The organism is Lysinibacillus halotolerans (assembly GCF_003711845.1).
In the GTDB taxonomy this organism is placed as follows: domain Bacteria; phylum Bacillota; class Bacilli; order Bacillales_A; family Planococcaceae; genus Ureibacillus; species Ureibacillus halotolerans.
The window spans coordinates 26,058-42,741 of sequence record NZ_RHLQ01000017.1; the positions used below are offsets into that span (position 1 = coordinate 26,058).

Consider the following 16,684-nt stretch of genomic DNA (forward strand, 5'->3'; position numbering starts at 1 on the left):
AGAAGTTTGAGTAATGAAGCACCGGTTTATGGTGGGCAAGCCCTTTTAGAAGGCGTCATGTTCGGCGGGAAAGAACATACTGTAACAGCAATCCGTCGTAATGACGATAGTATTGAATATTATTATGCTAAAAAACCAAAGAAACCTTTGTTCCAAAAGTTAAAAAAAATCCCCTTTGTTCGAGGTGTAATTGCTCTTATTGAATCATCCGGTTTAGGTGCAAAGCATCTACAATTTTCAAGTGATCGATATGACATTAATCCGGGAGAAGAAGAAGAAAACGAACCAGAAACATCGAAATTGCAAATGATATTAGGTGTTGCTGTTGTTGGTGTCATTTCCTTTTTATTTGGTAAATTTGTTTTTACATTAGTTCCAGTCTTTATTGCAGAATTATTTTCACCTTGGATATCGGGTAAGTTTCCTCAAATTTTTTTGGAAACCCTTTTTAAACTAATTTTACTTTTAGGCTATTTATACATAGTATCGATGACTCCGATCATTAAGCGGGTTTTTCAATATCACGGTGCGGAACATAAAGTGATCAACTGTTATGAATCAGGTTTAGAGTTGACAGTAGAAAATGTTCAAAAGCAATCACGACTCCATTACCGGTGCGGATCAAGTTTTATTTTATTTACCGTCATTATCGGAATGTTCGTGTACTTTTTCTTCCCTACCGATCCATTATGGTTACGGGTCGTAGTTCGTATTTTATTAATTCCAGTTGTACTCGGGATATCCTTTGAAGTGCTTCAAGCAACGAATGCAGTAAGAGGTATTCCAGTATTAAAATACCTCGGTTACCCTGGATTATGGCTTCAATTATTAACTACAAAGGAGCCAAAGGATGAAATGGTCGAGGTTGCTATTGCTTCATTTAAAAAATTACATGAAGTCGAGAAAAACCCGGAATTGGCTATGGAATTGCATCACGATTAATCGAATATAGACTTCTGTTAATTAACCTTGCAAAAGTTATCTTTTGCAAGGTTTTTATGATGAAAGAAGTTAACGTGAAACAATCAAGGACCTATTTACATTTTTCGACAAATCCGATACCATTTTCATAATACATAATGAGGAGTTTTGTAAAATGGAATTAGATATCGTGAAAGTATTCGTTCTCTCCTTCTTTGGTTTTGTCGGCGCATTTATTAATGCCACTGTAGGCGGTGGTGGTTTAATTACTTTACCTGCCCTTCTATCTGTTGGTCTTCCCCCATCCGCTGCGATTGCAACGAACAAATTAGCTGCCTCGATGGGCAATTTAACTAGCTCTTTAACATTTTTTAAAGCTGGTAAAATTGATATGAAGCTAATCGGCCCCATTTTACCCCTCATCTTCATTTTTTCTATGATTGGAGCTTGGACTGTCCATTTAATGGATTCCGAACTATTAAGACCTTTAATTATCGTTATGCTCATTGTCGTATTAATTTACACGTTAGCAAAGAAAAATTGGGGACAATTAGCAGAAAGAAAACCGTTAAAGTGGAAACGGGGTATTCTCTTTTTTTCTAGCCTTGTACTATTAGCATTTTATGATGGATTTTTTGGCCCTGGGACAGGTTCTTTCATTATTTTTGTCTTTTTGATTATGGGGTTTGATTTTTTAGAAGCGGCTGGAAATGCAAAAGTATTAAATTTTATGAGTAATATAGCCGCACTCATTATGTTTTTAATTTTAGGAGAGGTTGTTTTTACGTATGGAATCATCATGGGGTTATCGATGATCGTCGGCGCCTTCTTCGGAACGAAATTCGCTTTAAAGAAAGGGACAAGTTTTGTTCGAATGTTATTCATTGTCATGACGATTGTTTTAATAATGAAAAATATTTATGATTATTTTCAAGCATAATTGTTGATATAAAAAACCGGAAACAAAACTCTTGACGTTTTGCTTCCGGTTATTTTATTTTACGCTATTTTTTATAGTCCACATTTCAACTGGGCACCACAGCTTGTACATGTGTTACAACCACCTAATTCTTCTACTGTTCCTTGACGACAAACAGGACAAGTATTCCCTACTTCGGAACCGATTGTAACGTTTGTAGTAGTAAGAGGGGCAATTGTATCCACTAATACAACGGGTTGTTTTTCAACGACTTTCTCTTCCAATACTTCATCAAAGGCTAATTGCTCATCATGGGATGATTCTGCTTTTAATGTAAGTACTTGTGAATCACGGCTACCATCTACGTAAACCGTTCCACCTTTTGCTCCACCTTTGTATAGACGTTCGTACACTTTTTGTACTTGCTCTACTGTGTAGCCTTTTGGTGCGTTTACTGTTTTAGAAATCGATGAATCTACCCAACGTTGGATAACACATTGTACATCCGCATGGGCTTCAGGCGTTAACTCCATCGATGAAATAAACCAATGTGGTAAATTGTTTTCATCTGCTTCTGGATGATTATTTAAATAATCTTGCACAATTTCAGCTTTTACTTCAATGAACTTACCAAGACGACCAGAACGGTAGTAAGTGAAGGAGAAGTATGGTTCTAATCCCGTTGCAACCCCAACCATCGTACCAGTAGATCCTGTTGGAGCAACCGTTAATAAGTGGGAATTACGAATACCATTTTCAAGCACTCCTTGTCGAACATGTTCAGGCATTTTCTTCATATAACCAGTGTTAATGAAGGCTTCTCTTAAACGTTTCGTTTCTTCTTCTGTTTCACCTTGTAAGAATGGGAAGCTACCACGTTCTTTACCAAGTTCGATAGATGTTTCATAAGCTGTTACAGCAATCGTTTCAAAGATTTTATCTACTAATTCATTGCCTTCAGGAGAGCCATACTCTTTTTCACAATAAATTAATAAATCGGCAAGACCCATTACTCCAAGACCTACTCGACGTTCACCTAACGCTTGTTTACGGTTTGGTTCTAAGAAGTAAGGTGTCGCATTAATGACGTTATCTTGCATACGTACTCCGATACGAACGGTTTCCCGTAGTGCATCGTAATTAACTGTTTTTGTTTCTATATTGGCAAATTGAGCTAAATTGACAGCAGCTAAATTACATACTGAGTATGGTGCAAGGGGTTGTTCTCCACATGGGTTTGTTGCAACCACTTTTTGACCATAGGCACGAGCGTTCGTCATGTCGTTCGCATTATCGATAAAGAAAATACCCGGTTCCGCAGCATATGTAGCACAAATATTAATTAAGTTCCACAGTTCTCGAGCTTTAATTGTTCGATAAGTACGAACTCCGTAACCCATTGCTTCCCATTCACGTACGTCCCCTACTTCATGCCATTTTTCGTTGTAAATAGCCATTTCTTCTGGAGTGTAGTTCGCAACATCTGGGAATCGTAATTCATAATCAGCGTCATGTTCAACTGCTTCCATGAATTCTTTTGTTAAAGTAACCGAAATATTAGCACCTGTTAAAAATTCCGGATTATGAACGCTATAAGTTCCACCATCACGTAATTTACTTTCTGCTTCTTTTATAATCGCTTCGTTGAAACCGCCAAGACCAGGAATTGCTTTATAGTTTACAATACCTTGGTACATCGCTTCCTCTTGTTGTGTTAAAGGTTTGAATTTTAACTTTTCCTTTGCTAATGAAGCAATTAACTCATCTTCTGTATTTTCAATTAAGTAACGAAGAATACGTGGGTTTTGCATTTTTGAAATAATGAATTCCACAATATCTGGATGCCAATCGGCTAACATAATCATTTGCGCCCCACGACGGCTACCACCTTGCTCTACAAGATGCGTAAGCTTAGCAATATCATCAAGCCACGATACGGATCCGCTTGATTTACCGTTTACACCTCGGGCTAATGTGTTACGTGGACGTAATGTTGAACCATTTGTACCAACGCCACCACCACGGCTCATAATTTCCATTACTTGTTTTCGATGATCACTAATACCTTCACGACTATCTGGTACGAAAGGCATTACGTAACAGTTAAAGAATGTAACATCTGTTTGAGAACCTGCTCCATACAATACACGACCAGCAGGAATAAATTTTAATGAAGCAAGCTGTTCATAAAACTTTTCAAACCATTTTTGTTTATTTTCTTCTGTTTCTTCAACAGCAGCTAATCCAGTCGCATTGCGTTTTGCAATTTGTTCGTAATAAATTTCAAGAGGCTTTTCAATTACGTCTAAGGAACGCACAATGATGCCTGTTTCTTGTTCAATTGGATTGTCTAATACATGGCGGTATTCTTCTTCAATTAATATTTCAGCTTTTTTTGCTTCCACATCGATTGAACGAATGAACCCTAATCCGCGCGCAGGAAACTTTGGATCTTCTTTAATAGTTAATACAACAAAATCTCCAGGCTTTAACGTTTTCTTTTCCGTATCCTTAAAGGAATAACGGTCAATCATAACCAATCTTGATACTCCCTTATGCGTAATATGCATGTCCGGTGTGATTGGATGTACTTGTGGGAAATTCTTGATGTCTTCATTTAGTTGTTCTACGAGGATGGTTGCATGCGTTTCACTTAACATTACCATCTGCCAGCCTCCCTTAATAAAATCTAGTGTTGTTTACATTGATAGAGACATACAACATATTGTATGCGAATAATATAAACAACACTAGATGTAGTTAATATTTATTTACTAGAAAAGATTACCTCATAACAAATATTGTTGCAAGGGGTTGATTTTTTTAAAAGTTGCCTGAACCCTTTAAATTCAATAGTTTAAACTCTATAAAAAAATTTTTCCGAAAAGAGAAACATACGTTCCTCTTTTATTTTTTGAAGTTCCACTCATCATTTAAATATTTTTTTTGTTCAAGTTCTTTCACATATTGCTTTTGTTTGTCCGATAATTCGTAAGGTACTAATTCAATGTCTAGTGCTTGCTCAAAACCTTTTTTAAACGCTTCTACACATTGTGGAATCGTAATTTGTTTATCTGTTAATTGATTAATGGCTACGGCCTTTTGAGGGAGTTTTTCACGCATTTTTTCTTTCATTTCTGGTGAAGAAAATTTAAAGAGGGATAACAATTTTTCTTCATCAAGATCTAATAATATAGCCCCGTGTTGTAAAATGACACCTTTTTGACGTGTTTGGGCACTACCTGCTACCTTTTTCCCTTCTACGACAAGTTCATACCAGCTTGGTGCATCAAAGCATACAGCACTTTTTGGTTTTTTTAAATCAGCCAGTTTTTCTTCTGTATCAGGAACACTAAAGTAAGCATCTAACCCTAAGTTTTGGAAGCCTAGTAATAAGCCTTCACTAAGTACCCGGTAAGCTTCTGTTACCCCTGCAGGCATTTCGGGGTATTGTTCAGTAACGATAATACTATAAGTCAGTTCACTTTCATGTAAAACGGCTCGTCCACCAGTAGGACGTCGAACAAAGCCAAGATTTTGCGCCTTTACAGCATCAAAATCAACATCCTTCTTCGCACTTTGGAAATAACCGATTGATAGAGTTGCTGGATTCCATTCATAAAATCTAATGACAGGAGGAATTTCTCCTTCACTATGGAAATCTAGTAAAGCTTCATCCAATGCCATATTATAAGAAGGACTGCATGGACCTGAATTAATAAAATACCATTTTGATTTCAAACCTATCATCTCCTCACACATAACTATCATTTTAACAAACTCATTGGACTATCGCTACTTTCTCTTTTATAATGGAATATGTAGAAAGAAAGGAGAAAGAAAGCAGTGACTGTACTTTATACAATTGCTATCATACTAGGCCTTATCATCGTATATGTTCTAGTCAATACACTGCGTTTAAAGAAAGCAGTGTCAAACTTAAATCAAGATCAATTTATCCAAGGCTATCGAAAAGCTCAACTAATCGATGTACGGGAAGCAAAAGAATTTGAAGCAGGTCATATTTTAGGTGCTCGTAATATTCCATCAACACAATTACGTCAACGTTATAAAGAAATCCGACCTGATTTACCAGTATATTTATACTGCCAAAACTCCGGACGTAGCGCCCGTGCTGCTTTATTTTTAAAGAAAAAAGGATATAACCAACTTTATCAGCTTCAAGGCGGTTTCAAAACTTGGACTGGTAAAATTAAAACAAAAGCTTAACCAATAATGAAAGGGGACATGCTCAAGCCATTGAGCTGTCCCCTTTCAAACGTTATAGAATGTCACTTGCACACCACGACAAAAAGTGTAGAGAGCCATTAAAATGACTCGATCTACACTAATTAGATTTTAAGCTTCTACTTTTGTATAACGAAGAATTGGAGTACGTGCCGCACGCGTTTCATCTAAACGGCTAATTACCGTTGTATGAGGTGCTTCTTGTACTAGGGAAGGATTTTCTTCCGTTTCCTTCGCAATTTGAATCATCGCATCGCAAAATGCATCTAACGTTTCCTTCGATTCTGTTTCCGTCGGTTCAATCATCATTCCCTCTTCCACATTTAATGGGAAGTAGATTGTTGGTGGATGGTATCCAAAGTCAAGGAGACGTTTCGCTATATCTAATGTGCGAACACCTAGTTTCTTTTGGCGACGTCCAGATAAGACGAATTCATGTTTACAATGACGGTTGTACGGTAGATCGAAATATGGTTCTAAACGACGCATCATATAATTCGCATTTAATACGGCATATTCAGTCACAGCCTTTAAGCCGTCTGGACCCATTGTACGAATATACGTATAAGCACGAACATTTATACCAAAGTTACCGTAATACGGTTTCACACGACCAATAGATTGTGGTCGATTATAATCGAAATGGAATGTTCCATCTTCTTTTTTCACTAGCACAGGTTTTGGTAAGAACGGAATTAAGTCCGCTTTTACGCCGACAGGACCAGATCCTGGTCCACCGCCGCCATGGGGACCTGTAAATGTTTTATGAAGGTTTAAATGGACACAGTCAAAGCCCATATCCCCTGGGCGAGCTTTACTCATAACAGCGTTTAAGTTAGCACCATCATAGTACACTTTCCCACCAACACCATGGATAATTTCCGCCATTTCAATAATGTTTTCTTCAAACAACCCTAATGTATTTGGGTTTGTTAACATTAAAGCTGCTGTATCTTCCCCAACGACACGACGTAAATCCTCTAAATCTACTAAACCATCTTCATTGGACTTAACCGTAATCGTTTCGAATCCAGCTACTGTTGCAGATGCAGGGTTCGTACCGTGGGCAGAGTCAGGAACAATGACTTTATTACGATGCCCTTCTCCGTTTGCTTCATGGAAAGCACGAATCATCATAAGCGCCGTCCATTCACCATGGGCACCGGCAGCAGGTTGTAACGTAACTTCGTCCATACCTGTAATTTCTACTAATGAAGTTTGAAGATCATAAAGTAATTCCATTGCCCCTTGAACTGTTGATTCGTCTTGTAGTGGGTGAATGTTCGCAAAACCTGAAAGTCTCGCAACATTTTCGTTTATTTTCGGATTATATTTCATCGTACAAGAACCTAATGGATAAAATCCGGAATCAACCCCGTGGTTACGGCGAGATAATGCTGTATAGTGACGCATTATATCAAGCTCTGAAACTTCTGGTAATTCAGGAGCTTCATCACGAACATAGCCTTCTGGTAATAATTCTTCTAAATCCACTTCAGGAACATCTAACTCTGGTAAACTATAGCCAACTCGGCCTTCCTTCGATAATTCAAAAATGAGTGATTGATTTTCGTTATGCATTGTAAGCCCCCATTTCTGCAACTAATGCGTCAATTTCTTCTTTTGTACGTAATTCTGTGACAGCAAGTAAAACATGGTTTTCCAACTCTGGATAAACACGACCTAAATCAAAACCACCAATAATCCCTTTTTCTAAAAGGTATTGATTGATTTCCGAAACCGGTTTGTTTGTTTTCACTACGATTTCGTTAAAATGAGCACCTTGGAATGGAATCGTAAATCCAGCTGCTTCAAAGGCATTTTTCGCATAGCGAGTTTTGACAATATTTTGTTTTGCCATTTCTTTCACACCCTTTTTACCAAGGGCAGTCATCGCTACAGAAGCTGCAAGGGCAAGTAACGCTTGGTTAGAACAAATATTAGACGTTGCTTTTTCACGACGAATATGTTGTTCACGGGCTTGTAATGTTAATACATAACCACGGCGTCCGTCCTGATCCACCGTTTCTCCTACTAGACGACCTGGAACTTTACGCATCAGCTTCGTTGTCGTTGCAAAGTAACCACAATACGGACCGCCAAAACTTTCAGGAATACCGAATACTTGTGCATCTCCTACCGTAATATCTGCACCAAGTTTACCTGGAGGAGTTAAAACGCCTAAAGCAAGCGGGTTACTGGAAACGATAAATAATCCTTTTGCTTCATGGACTAATTCACCCATTGTTTTCAGATCTTCAATTTGACCAAAGAAATTTGGATATTGAACCATCACAGCAGCAGTATTTTCGTCAATTAATGTTTTTAAAGCATCCATATCCGTCACACCGTCTTTTGTAGGAACTGTGACAATTTCAATCGATTGACCGTAGGCATAAGTTGCTACAACATCTCGGTATTCAGGATGAATCGCATCGGAAACAAGTAATTTTTTTCGTCGAGTATGACCAGCTGCCAGCATTCCTGCTTCCGCTAAAGACGTTCCCCCGTCATACATCGATGAATTGGCTAAATCCATTCCCGTTAACTCCGCAATCATCGTTTGAAATTCAAAGATTGCTTGAAGCTCCCCTTGCGAAATTTCCGGTTGATAAGGTGTATAAGCTGTATAAAACTCTGAACGAGAAATAACATGGTCAACAATCACCGGTTTGTAGTGATTGTAAATCCCTGCCCCTAAAAAGGAGACATTAGACTCTGTATCTTCATTTTTCGCAGCAAGTTGTTTTAATTCTTTTAATAAGGAAGATTCTGATTTCGCTTCTTTAATATTGTAGTACCCTTTAAAACGAACGCTTTCAGGGATATCTGAAAATAATTCATCAACACTCTCGACACCAATCGTCTCCAGCATTTCTTTTTTGTCTTGTTCCGTCATAGGAAGATAACGATGTTTCATTAGTAACCCTCTTTTCGATTTATTTTGAACGTTTATAAAAAGGTGTTGCTACCGTTTTTGCTTGTAATCGTTTATTACGAATTTCAATTTCCAATTCTGTATCTAATTGAGCAAATTTTGAGTCAATTAATACTAAACCGATATTTCGTTTCGTTAAAGGAGACTGGGTTCCTGTTGTGACTTCGCCAATTTCTTCACCATCTTTAAACACTTTATAACCGTGGCGAGGAATTCCTTTGTCCATCATTTCAATGCCAATGATTTTTCGTGATAAGCCGTTTTCTTTTTGAGCAGCTAACGCTTCTTTGCCGATAAAGTCCGATTCCTTTTGAAGTTTCACTGCAAATCCAATTCCCGCTTCTAAAGGAGAAATGTCTTTCGAAAGTTCTTGACCATATAAAGGTAGGCACGCCTCAAAACGTAACGTATCTCGGGCACCTAAACCAGCGGGAACAACACCCTTTTCTTTTCCAGCTTCTAAAATTGCATTCCAAAGGTTAATAACCGCCGTCGGTTCACCGTAAATCTCAAAGCCGTCCTCTCCTGTGTAACCAGTACGAGAAACTAATACTAAATTTCCAGAAATATTGACATCTTGTTGGAATTTGAAATATTTAATCTCTTTTAAGTCTACTTCTGTTAATGTTTGAAGAACTTCTTCGGCAAGTGGACCTTGTAATGCAATTTGAGCGTAGTCATCAGATTGATTGATGACCGTTACATCCCCAAGGACATGTTGTTGCATCCATTCAAAATCTTTTTCAATATTGGCTGCATTGACACATAATAAATAACGGTTTTCTTCCAATCGATAAACAAGCAGATCGTCAACGACTCCACCAGTTTCATAACACATCGCATTGTACTGGGCGCCACCAATGGCAATTTTTGAAATATCATTTGTTAATAGATTTTGTAAAAACTTGAGCGCATCTTTTCCTTCTACTAAAATCTCACCCATATGGGATACATCGAAAAGGCCCGCGCGATTTCTGACTGCATCATGCTCTTCCTTTATAGAAGAAAATTGTACAGGTAATTCCCAACCGCCAAAATCAATTGTTTTCCCACCGTATTTGGCATATTCATGGAATAACGGTGTTCGTTTTAATTCATTCCCCATTGCATATCCTCCTTAGAGTTTCAACGTTTTTGAACAAAAAAAGGACAGACGAATCCCTCATCAATTTGAGGAATCCCCTGTCCTTGCACCTGAAAGTTACACCAAATTCAGTAATAGACAAGTCTACTCTCCTTTGGCTTTCCCCTTTGGTGGCTGTAACAAAAATGAACATATACAGCGCTCTCCAGAGATGCGTCCTGTACGAGTCTTTTTGCCTGAGAGATTCATAGTCCGTGACTACTTGCTCCTTCGGCGACGCTATTCACGTTCTCTCCCCGCACAATCATCCGCCCATATTTCATTATTCAATGTACAAATATGACAACTCTTGGCTATATCCTAACATTGAACGCTATAGAATGGCAATCTTTTTTTAAATTTAATGTAAAAACGAACATTCAACAAACATTCTAATTTATTGTTCACCTTTTAATCGATTCACTTGAAAAGCAATATACTCTACAATTTGACGTAGGGTACGACCTTCCGTCAAGACTCGAATATGACCTGCCGCCCGATAAAACTTTCTTCTCGTCTGATACAACTGTTCCAGCTCTTGTTTTGTGGAACGTTGTACAATTGGACGATTTTTATCATTTTTAATTCGAATATAAATATCTTCAAACGTGGCATCTAAAAAAAAGACGAGCCCTGTATGGCGCATGATTTTCCGATTTTCCTCGTTTATGGCAACTCCTCCACCTGTCGATATAATACATGCTTCATCTCGAAAATTACGAAGGAACTCGGTTTCCAACGCTCGAAAATGCGCTTCACCATATTTTTCAAATATTTCTGGAATCGACATCCCCTGTTGTCGAACTATTTCATGATCCATGTCATAATACGGCATTCTTAAAAAATAGCTTAATCTTCGACCGATAGCGCTTTTCCCACATCCCATGAAGCCTACTAAGTATATTTTTCGCATGCTATCACCTTCTTTACAACCAAAAATCTGTCTACTACTTACTACCAATTTTCTCTAGTAGGTTTATCGTAGCATGAACATTGGCTAATTCCAACGAATTATATGTTTTTATTTGTGATTCATATGAAATACAATAATAAGTTATAAAGGAAGTAGTGACAAAAAGTAACATGATAGCTAACGCGAAAGTACCACCTCTGTCATTGGTAATTTTTTTGAACAAAGAAGGTTCTCTCCTTTACTACACTATCCTGAAATTCAACATATATTGTCAAAAAATCTCCTTGAATTCTAAACTGAACCTTTTGAATACCGATTAATAACGGTACATAACCTTTATCATTTGTTTTTAGTCTTATTACATCACCGTATCGGTCGATTTGCTTTCGATCTACTGAATCTACATAAGCAATTTCAATTAGCTCTGATTTCTCTTTAACAGTTATCTCATCTACATTTGAAAATAACTGTTGAACATCTTGCACAAATAATTCCCACGTTACATCATCATCGGTTAATAACGAATGATTCATTTGATTTAACCATGAAACAACCATCATAAGGATAGCTGCTAATAAAATGAACACGACAAATTGAAATAATGCTTCTAGTAAAGTAAACCCTTTATTATTTAATAAATTTCTTCTTTTCGCCCGATACATTTTATCTTTTCATCATCCCCATTACGATATGTTACACAAATTTTTTGGCCGTCGTATGTCCAATGGTAATCGATTTGTTCAATTGTTTTCTTGCCACTTTTTAATGATTCCGTTTGAAGTCTTTTCGCCACTTCCAATGCCGTTTCAGAAGCGTGTAATTCTAATTTTTGGTTATATAAAGTTTCTTTTAAATGGTAAGTAAAAGGAATAAGAGTACCGGCAAGGATGAATAGAATGACGGCAGTTAGTAAAGTTTCAGCGAAGGATATTCCTTTATTATTTAGCATCAACTATCCTCATCCGTCCTTTTTGTATATTTACTATTAATTGTCTTTCTCCAAAGGGGGTATAAAAAATAATTTTGCCAAAATTCACTACTTCACCATTAGGATAAATCACTATATTTTTAAGATTACTATATATGTTTAATTGAACAATTGATGGAAAGGACCTCTCAAAAATTTTTTTACCATCAAGGCTGTAGTAGGCTTTATACGTATTATTATCACTAAACAATACATTGATTGTTTTCTTTTCCTCTATCGCAAGGGCTTGCATCCGTTGAATATCCAACTGAACTTGGTTAAAAAATTGCTCAACAGCCTGTTTTTCTGAGATGGTATACGTTACTTTATAAACAATAGAACTTACAACAATTACAATGAATAGGACCAATAACATTTCAATTAAACTAAATCCTTGATCGTTTTTCATATGTTTCATCAAGAGCATTTATTCAATTCGCTATTCTCCTTTCACTACAACTTTCCCATCGCTTTGTATTTGGATTTCTGCTCCATTCGGACAGGAAGTTTCACCTTCATTTATATAATCCTTCTCGACTAATTCACTTAAAGTAGGAATGTCATGGTAATCAATTTTGTATGCTTCAACTTGTCCTTGAACCATTTTGACAAAGGCATCGCACCCCTTTTGATCTATTGAAGAAAAATGTTTTGTTACATTTGGAATTGTAATCAATATTAAAATGGAAATAATTAACAAAACTATAAGCATCTCTATAAGAGTAAACCCGTCTTGTCTTTTTAAAATCAAAACCATCACTCCTTTTAAATCAATTCAATTAATTCATACATTGGTAATAAAATACTTAAATAGGCAGCGATAATACATACTGCAATAAGGATGAAAAAACATGGTTGTACAATAGCAATAATGAATTGAATGTTCGTTTGCAGTTTTTCTTCCAATAAATCACAGTAAATGAGCAATTCTCGACCTAAATAACCGCTTTTTTCTCCGTGTTTTATAAATTCTTCAAACTTCGGTGAGAACCAAGCTAATATAGAGACTGCATTTGATAGTAATTCACCATAGATGACTTGTCTTTCTAGCTCCCTCGCTACATAAGCAATCGTTTGATTTAATTGTTGATTTTGTAAAATGTCTAATGCTTGTTGTAGTGAAATACCACTAACAAGTAGTTCTCCTAGGGTTTTCGATATTCGTATCGTTAATTGCAACTTGAAAAAGTAATTTACAACTGGAAGTTTTAATAAAATATTGATTCGTTCGGATATTGCTTTCCTTTTTAAATGAACGAAGAATATTAGAAAAAGGATGAAACAACTGGAGGAAATAATAAAGAGTATATCTGGGAGATGGAGAAAAAGATTTGAAATACTAACCATTCCGCTTACTTCCTTTGATCGAGAACGAATGATTTCCGTAATACTTGGTAAAAAATACGTACGGAAAGCGATAAAGATCATCATGAGAACAACGGATAAAAATATTGGATAGCTTAACAGTTTCACTACTTTTTTCCTCATTTGATATGTAAATTCTAACTGCTTCGAAACTGTTTTTAATACTTCAGCAATGTTTCCACTTTCTTCAGCAATTTGAAGGGTAATCAAGTAATGATTCGGTATGGGAAAACTTTTTAATATGTCGATAACTTTCCCACCATTTTTTAGTTTTTCATAGATTATTGCCCTCCAATAAACTAAATTTTCTACATGGTAAGGAAGTAACATATCAATGGAGTCGGCAAATGTGTAACCTTCATTCAGCAACGTACTTAACCGATTTAAAAATGCAGGTAGTTGTTTGACTTTCTTCTTTTTTGAGGGAAGATAAGGATACTCCTTTAATTTAAGTAGTAACGGTTGCATGCCTATCCTTCACCTCATAGGAAGCTAATTGGTGGGATAACTTCTCATGTTTAGGTAATTGATACTTGTCACCCCGCATAACCGCTGCTATCGCCTCAACTAAATGACAATCACTTAAAATTTCATATAACGCTTTCCTTTCCTCTGTTCCTATTTCCACCAAACATTGAGCAACAATTCCAATAAGAGCTTGTCTAATTTCTTCAATCGATATATTTAAATCTAACAATCGATATATGCAATTAACTGTATCCTTCGCATGAATGGTACTTAATACTAAATGGCCCGTTAACGAAGCTTCAATTGCAATCTTTGCGGTTTCCTGATCACGAATTTCTCCAATCATGATGACGTCCGGTGAGTGACGTAATATTGCTTTTAAACCGGCTGCATAGGTTACCCCTGCCCTTTCATTTACTTGAATTTGCAATAAATTCGATTGACTATTCTCAACTGGATCTTCTAAAGAAATGACGTGACGGGCAAGAGTTTCGCTCGTGTAATTCACTAATGAATATAAAGTAGTCGTTTTTCCTGAACCAGTTGGCCCACAAAATAACAAAAGACCTTGTTGGTTGGATATGAGTTGAACTAGTTTTTCTGCCGATTTTTGATTGAGGGAAAGTGAAGTAAGGGGGAGACTGGAATTTTGAAGCATTAATCGGATAACGACACTTTCTCTTTTAAAAACAGAAGGTAGAGTAGATACCCGAAAGGCATATAACTGATTTGAGAATTCCTTTTGAAAAGAACCGCTTTGAGGTTTGCGTTTTTCGCTTATATCAAGGGATGATAAAAATTTGAAATAAGAGATGATCCGGTCTCCTAATTCAAAAGGTATATTGGTCGTTGGAAATAGTTTTCCATATTTACGAAAATGTATGGAATATTGATGATTTTGAGGAACAATATGAATATCCGATGCTCCGAAATGGAGTGCCTTCAATAATAACTGCATACTTTTATTTTCTACTACAGATTCAATGTCCATAGGCAACACCTCATCATTATAGTATTTTAATTGACCGCAACTGAATTAAAAACAGTATATAATGGTAATGGAAATTGGAAAACCCCTTTTTCTAACTTTAATATTTCAACTTAATTTTCTAAAGAAATGATAAATTTGATCAAGATATTATTGTTTATCCAAAAAAACCTTTTAGTATTGTTTAACGTTTTCTTTAATAATGAAGGTTAAAATATAAAATAGAAGGAAATATTATTTTCATTACGTATGACCGTTTAAAAAATCGTAATTAACAAATAATGAAATTAAACTGCTTTTTCTATTCCATTGAAAACCTTACCAAAAGTTAACGTTTATTTCCATTTTAAATAGGAGAAAAAAAGATAAAACGTTCTCTAAATTTTAATTTGTTTGTCACAAACAAAATGGAAGTAGCAGTTTACATTATCCTTACCAATCATTTATAATAAAAGTTGAGATTATTGAGTCACATGGCAAAAGGAGGGATTCTTCATGAGCAACATGTATAAAGTTATGGCATTCTGGACTGGTGTTTTTGCCGTTATGTTCTACCTTGGTGATATGTACGAGGTTTCGCTATTATTCGTTGGTAATACAATTTTATTTATATTATTAGGCTTCTTAAACCTAACAGAACGCATGTACATGTACATTTTCGGAGCTTATTTAACTATATTCTTCGCTGGATTTACGTATTATACTACATTTATCCATGTACCTGGTGCTGGCCATTAAAAAAAGACATCGACTGGTTGTTCAGTCGATGTTTTTCTTTTTACCCTTCGTAACCGTTTAAAAACGGATTCATATCCATTTCAGCTTGTGGCGTTGTATAAGAGCCATGTCCAGGGTAAATAATTGTATCCTCTGGTAATACTAATAATTTTTCATGGATAGATTGAAGAAGTACTTTTAAAGACCCTTCAAGTAAATCTGTTCTACCAATACTTCTTTCAAAAAGTGTATCCCCTACGATGGCAAAGCCATCCTCTTCAAAAATATACGAAATACTTCCAGGAGAATGACCAGGAGTGAATACAGCTTTGAATGTAAAACCATCGATGTTAAACGTTTGCTCTTTGCGAATTATATGAGCTTCTTCTGGTTTATTTACAATATAATTTGGAAGTTCTGCATATTTACCAGAGCCGTTTTTCATCGGATCTCCAAGCCAACTGACTTCCCGTTCATGTACATATAATGGTAAATCAAACATTTCCCTTAATTCATCCACTGCTCCAATATGGTCAAAATGGGTATGGGTCAAAAAGATTGCCTTTGGTTTCAATTGATTGGAACGAATGACATTCACTATTTTTGAAGCTTCTTCACCTGGGTCGAATAGAATGCAGTCCTTTTGCTTATTACTAACAATATAACAGTTTGTTTGAACAGGACCTAAACTAAAAACTTTTACATTTAACATCAATCATCACCTCTTGATTATTATACATGGATAAGAAAAAAATTACATTGAACGTTCAAATAAACTGTATTTTTTGTTCTCGACAAAAAGATGTAAGTGCTTTACAATAAAGAAGGAATATTGTCTACGACATTCAACTTCTAATGTCTAAAGGAGTGTCATCTTAATGAACTTATTAATGGTTATTTTCGCTTTAGTAGCAATCTTTGCTGTAGTAAATTTATTCCAAGCAATTAAAGAAAAAAATATTCTTGCTTTAGTTTTCAGTATTGCTACAGCTGCAATTTTCGGTTGGTTTGTAGTCATGACAGTTTTAAACCAAGGTTACCCACCAAAATTGCACTAATTCATTGTAAAAGACGAGGTATCAAAAGATACTTCGTCTTTTTCGTTTCTTTAACAGTA

General features: G+C 36.1%; 18 protein-coding genes and 1 riboswitch. Of the genes, 5 read left to right on the plus strand and 13 right to left on the minus strand.

Annotation, left to right across the window (positions count from 1 at the left end; genetic code table 11):
- Nucleotides 1-6 precede the first annotated feature (6 nt).
- Together EC501_RS08535 and EC501_RS08540 are read left to right on the plus strand one after the other, a co-directional pair.
- Nucleotides 7-942, plus strand: coding sequence for a DUF1385 domain-containing protein (locus EC501_RS08535; RefSeq protein WP_122971863.1), 936 nt, complete (start codon nucleotides 7-9; stop codon nucleotides 940-942).
- Nucleotides 943-1,096: 154 nt separating this feature from the next.
- Nucleotides 1,097-1,861, plus strand: a complete 765-nt coding sequence (locus tag EC501_RS08540) for a TSUP family transporter (protein WP_122971864.1) — start codon at nucleotides 1,097-1,099, stop codon at nucleotides 1,859-1,861.
- Between the two features lie 71 nt (nucleotides 1,862-1,932).
- Here the strand turns inward: EC501_RS08540 and EC501_RS08545 are convergent, their stop codons facing one another.
- Both EC501_RS08545 and EC501_RS08550 read right to left on the minus strand, forming a co-directional pair.
- On the minus strand, nucleotides 1,933-4,506 hold the full coding sequence (locus EC501_RS08545) for a vitamin B12-dependent ribonucleotide reductase (protein ID WP_122971865.1): 2,574 nt from the start codon (nucleotides 4,504-4,506) through the stop codon (nucleotides 1,933-1,935).
- Between the two features lie 241 nt (nucleotides 4,507-4,747).
- Nucleotides 4,748-5,527: a lipoate--protein ligase family protein gene (locus EC501_RS08550; RefSeq protein ID WP_174232672.1), complete on the minus strand. Its 780-nt coding sequence runs from the start codon at nucleotides 5,525-5,527 to the stop codon at nucleotides 4,748-4,750.
- A 159-nt stretch (nucleotides 5,528-5,686) separates the two neighbouring features.
- On the opposite strand from EC501_RS08550, the gene EC501_RS08555 reads away from it, so the two are divergent.
- On the plus strand, nucleotides 5,687-6,070 hold the full coding sequence (locus tag EC501_RS08555; protein WP_122971867.1) for a rhodanese-like domain-containing protein: 384 nt from the start codon (nucleotides 5,687-5,689) through the stop codon (nucleotides 6,068-6,070).
- Nucleotides 6,071-6,199: 129 nt separating this feature from the next.
- On the opposite strand, the gene gcvPB is transcribed toward EC501_RS08555, so the two are convergent.
- The 10 genes from gcvPB to comGA all read right to left on the minus strand — a co-directional run bounded on the left by gcvPB (nucleotide 6,200) and on the right by comGA (nucleotide 14,853).
- Nucleotides 6,200-7,669: an aminomethyl-transferring glycine dehydrogenase subunit GcvPB gene (gene gcvPB / locus EC501_RS08560; protein ID WP_122971868.1), complete on the minus strand. Its 1,470-nt coding sequence runs from the start codon at nucleotides 7,667-7,669 to the stop codon at nucleotides 6,200-6,202.
- Nucleotides 7,662-9,008 carry an aminomethyl-transferring glycine dehydrogenase subunit GcvPA gene (gene gcvPA, locus EC501_RS08565; RefSeq protein ID WP_122971869.1) on the minus strand — a complete coding sequence of 449 codons (1,347 nt, stop codon included), beginning with the start codon at nucleotides 9,006-9,008 and terminating at the stop codon, nucleotides 7,662-7,664. Before gcvPA ends, gcvPB begins: the two co-directional genes overlap by 8 nt.
- 19 nt (nucleotides 9,009-9,027) lie before the next feature.
- Nucleotides 9,028-10,131, minus strand: coding sequence for a glycine cleavage system aminomethyltransferase GcvT (gene gcvT / locus EC501_RS08570; RefSeq protein WP_122971870.1), 1,104 nt, complete (start codon nucleotides 10,129-10,131; stop codon nucleotides 9,028-9,030).
- A gap of 193 nt (nucleotides 10,132-10,324) precedes the next feature.
- A riboswitch (glycine riboswitch) is annotated at nucleotides 10,325-10,418 on the minus strand.
- Between the two features lie 128 nt (nucleotides 10,419-10,546).
- Entirely contained in the window at nucleotides 10,547-11,062 is a 516-nt protein-coding gene (locus tag EC501_RS08580) for a shikimate kinase (RefSeq protein ID WP_122971872.1), read from the minus strand.
- A gap of 200 nt (nucleotides 11,063-11,262) precedes the next feature.
- On the minus strand, nucleotides 11,263-11,724 hold the full coding sequence (gene comGF, locus EC501_RS08590; protein ID WP_122971874.1) for a competence type IV pilus minor pilin ComGF: 462 nt from the start codon (nucleotides 11,722-11,724) through the stop codon (nucleotides 11,263-11,265).
- Nucleotides 11,694-12,011 carry a hypothetical protein gene (locus tag EC501_RS08595; protein WP_122971875.1) on the minus strand — a complete coding sequence of 106 codons (318 nt, stop codon included), beginning with the start codon at nucleotides 12,009-12,011 and terminating at the stop codon, nucleotides 11,694-11,696. Before EC501_RS08595 ends, comGF begins: the two co-directional genes overlap by 31 nt.
- Nucleotides 12,001-12,438 carry a prepilin-type N-terminal cleavage/methylation domain-containing protein gene (locus EC501_RS08600; RefSeq protein WP_158599691.1) on the minus strand — a complete coding sequence of 146 codons (438 nt, stop codon included), beginning with the start codon at nucleotides 12,436-12,438 and terminating at the stop codon, nucleotides 12,001-12,003. Before EC501_RS08600 ends, EC501_RS08595 begins: the two co-directional genes overlap by 11 nt.
- A gap of 30 nt (nucleotides 12,439-12,468) precedes the next feature.
- The gene (gene comGC, locus EC501_RS08605) at nucleotides 12,469-12,777 is read right to left on the minus strand and encodes a competence type IV pilus major pilin ComGC (RefSeq protein ID WP_406927656.1); all 309 of its coding nucleotides are present in this window, start codon (nucleotides 12,775-12,777) and stop codon (nucleotides 12,469-12,471) included.
- Between the two features lie 17 nt (nucleotides 12,778-12,794).
- A complete protein-coding gene (comGB, locus tag EC501_RS08610; protein WP_122971878.1) occupies nucleotides 12,795-13,862 on the minus strand; it encodes a competence type IV pilus assembly protein ComGB in 1,068 nt (355 codons plus the stop codon).
- The gene (gene comGA, locus EC501_RS08615; RefSeq protein ID WP_122971879.1) at nucleotides 13,843-14,853 is read right to left on the minus strand and encodes a competence type IV pilus ATPase ComGA; all 1,011 of its coding nucleotides are present in this window, start codon (nucleotides 14,851-14,853) and stop codon (nucleotides 13,843-13,845) included. The genes comGB and comGA overlap by 20 nt, the downstream gene beginning before the upstream one ends.
- Nucleotides 14,854-15,345: 492 nt before the next feature.
- Here comGA and EC501_RS08620 point away from each other — a divergent pair, with 492 nt between their 5' ends.
- Nucleotides 15,346-15,588, plus strand: a complete 243-nt coding sequence (locus tag EC501_RS08620) for a DUF2626 domain-containing protein (RefSeq protein WP_122971880.1) — start codon at nucleotides 15,346-15,348, stop codon at nucleotides 15,586-15,588.
- A 40-nt stretch (nucleotides 15,589-15,628) separates the two neighbouring features.
- On the opposite strand, the gene EC501_RS08625 is transcribed toward EC501_RS08620, so the two are convergent.
- A complete protein-coding gene (locus tag EC501_RS08625; RefSeq protein WP_122971881.1) occupies nucleotides 15,629-16,279 on the minus strand; it encodes an MBL fold metallo-hydrolase in 651 nt (216 codons plus the stop codon).
- Nucleotides 16,280-16,445: 166 nt separating this feature from the next.
- Here EC501_RS08625 and EC501_RS08630 point away from each other — a divergent pair, with 166 nt between their 5' ends.
- On the plus strand, nucleotides 16,446-16,625 hold the full coding sequence (locus EC501_RS08630) for a DUF2759 domain-containing protein (protein WP_122971882.1): 180 nt from the start codon (nucleotides 16,446-16,448) through the stop codon (nucleotides 16,623-16,625).
- Nucleotides 16,626-16,684: the final 59 nt, after the last annotated feature.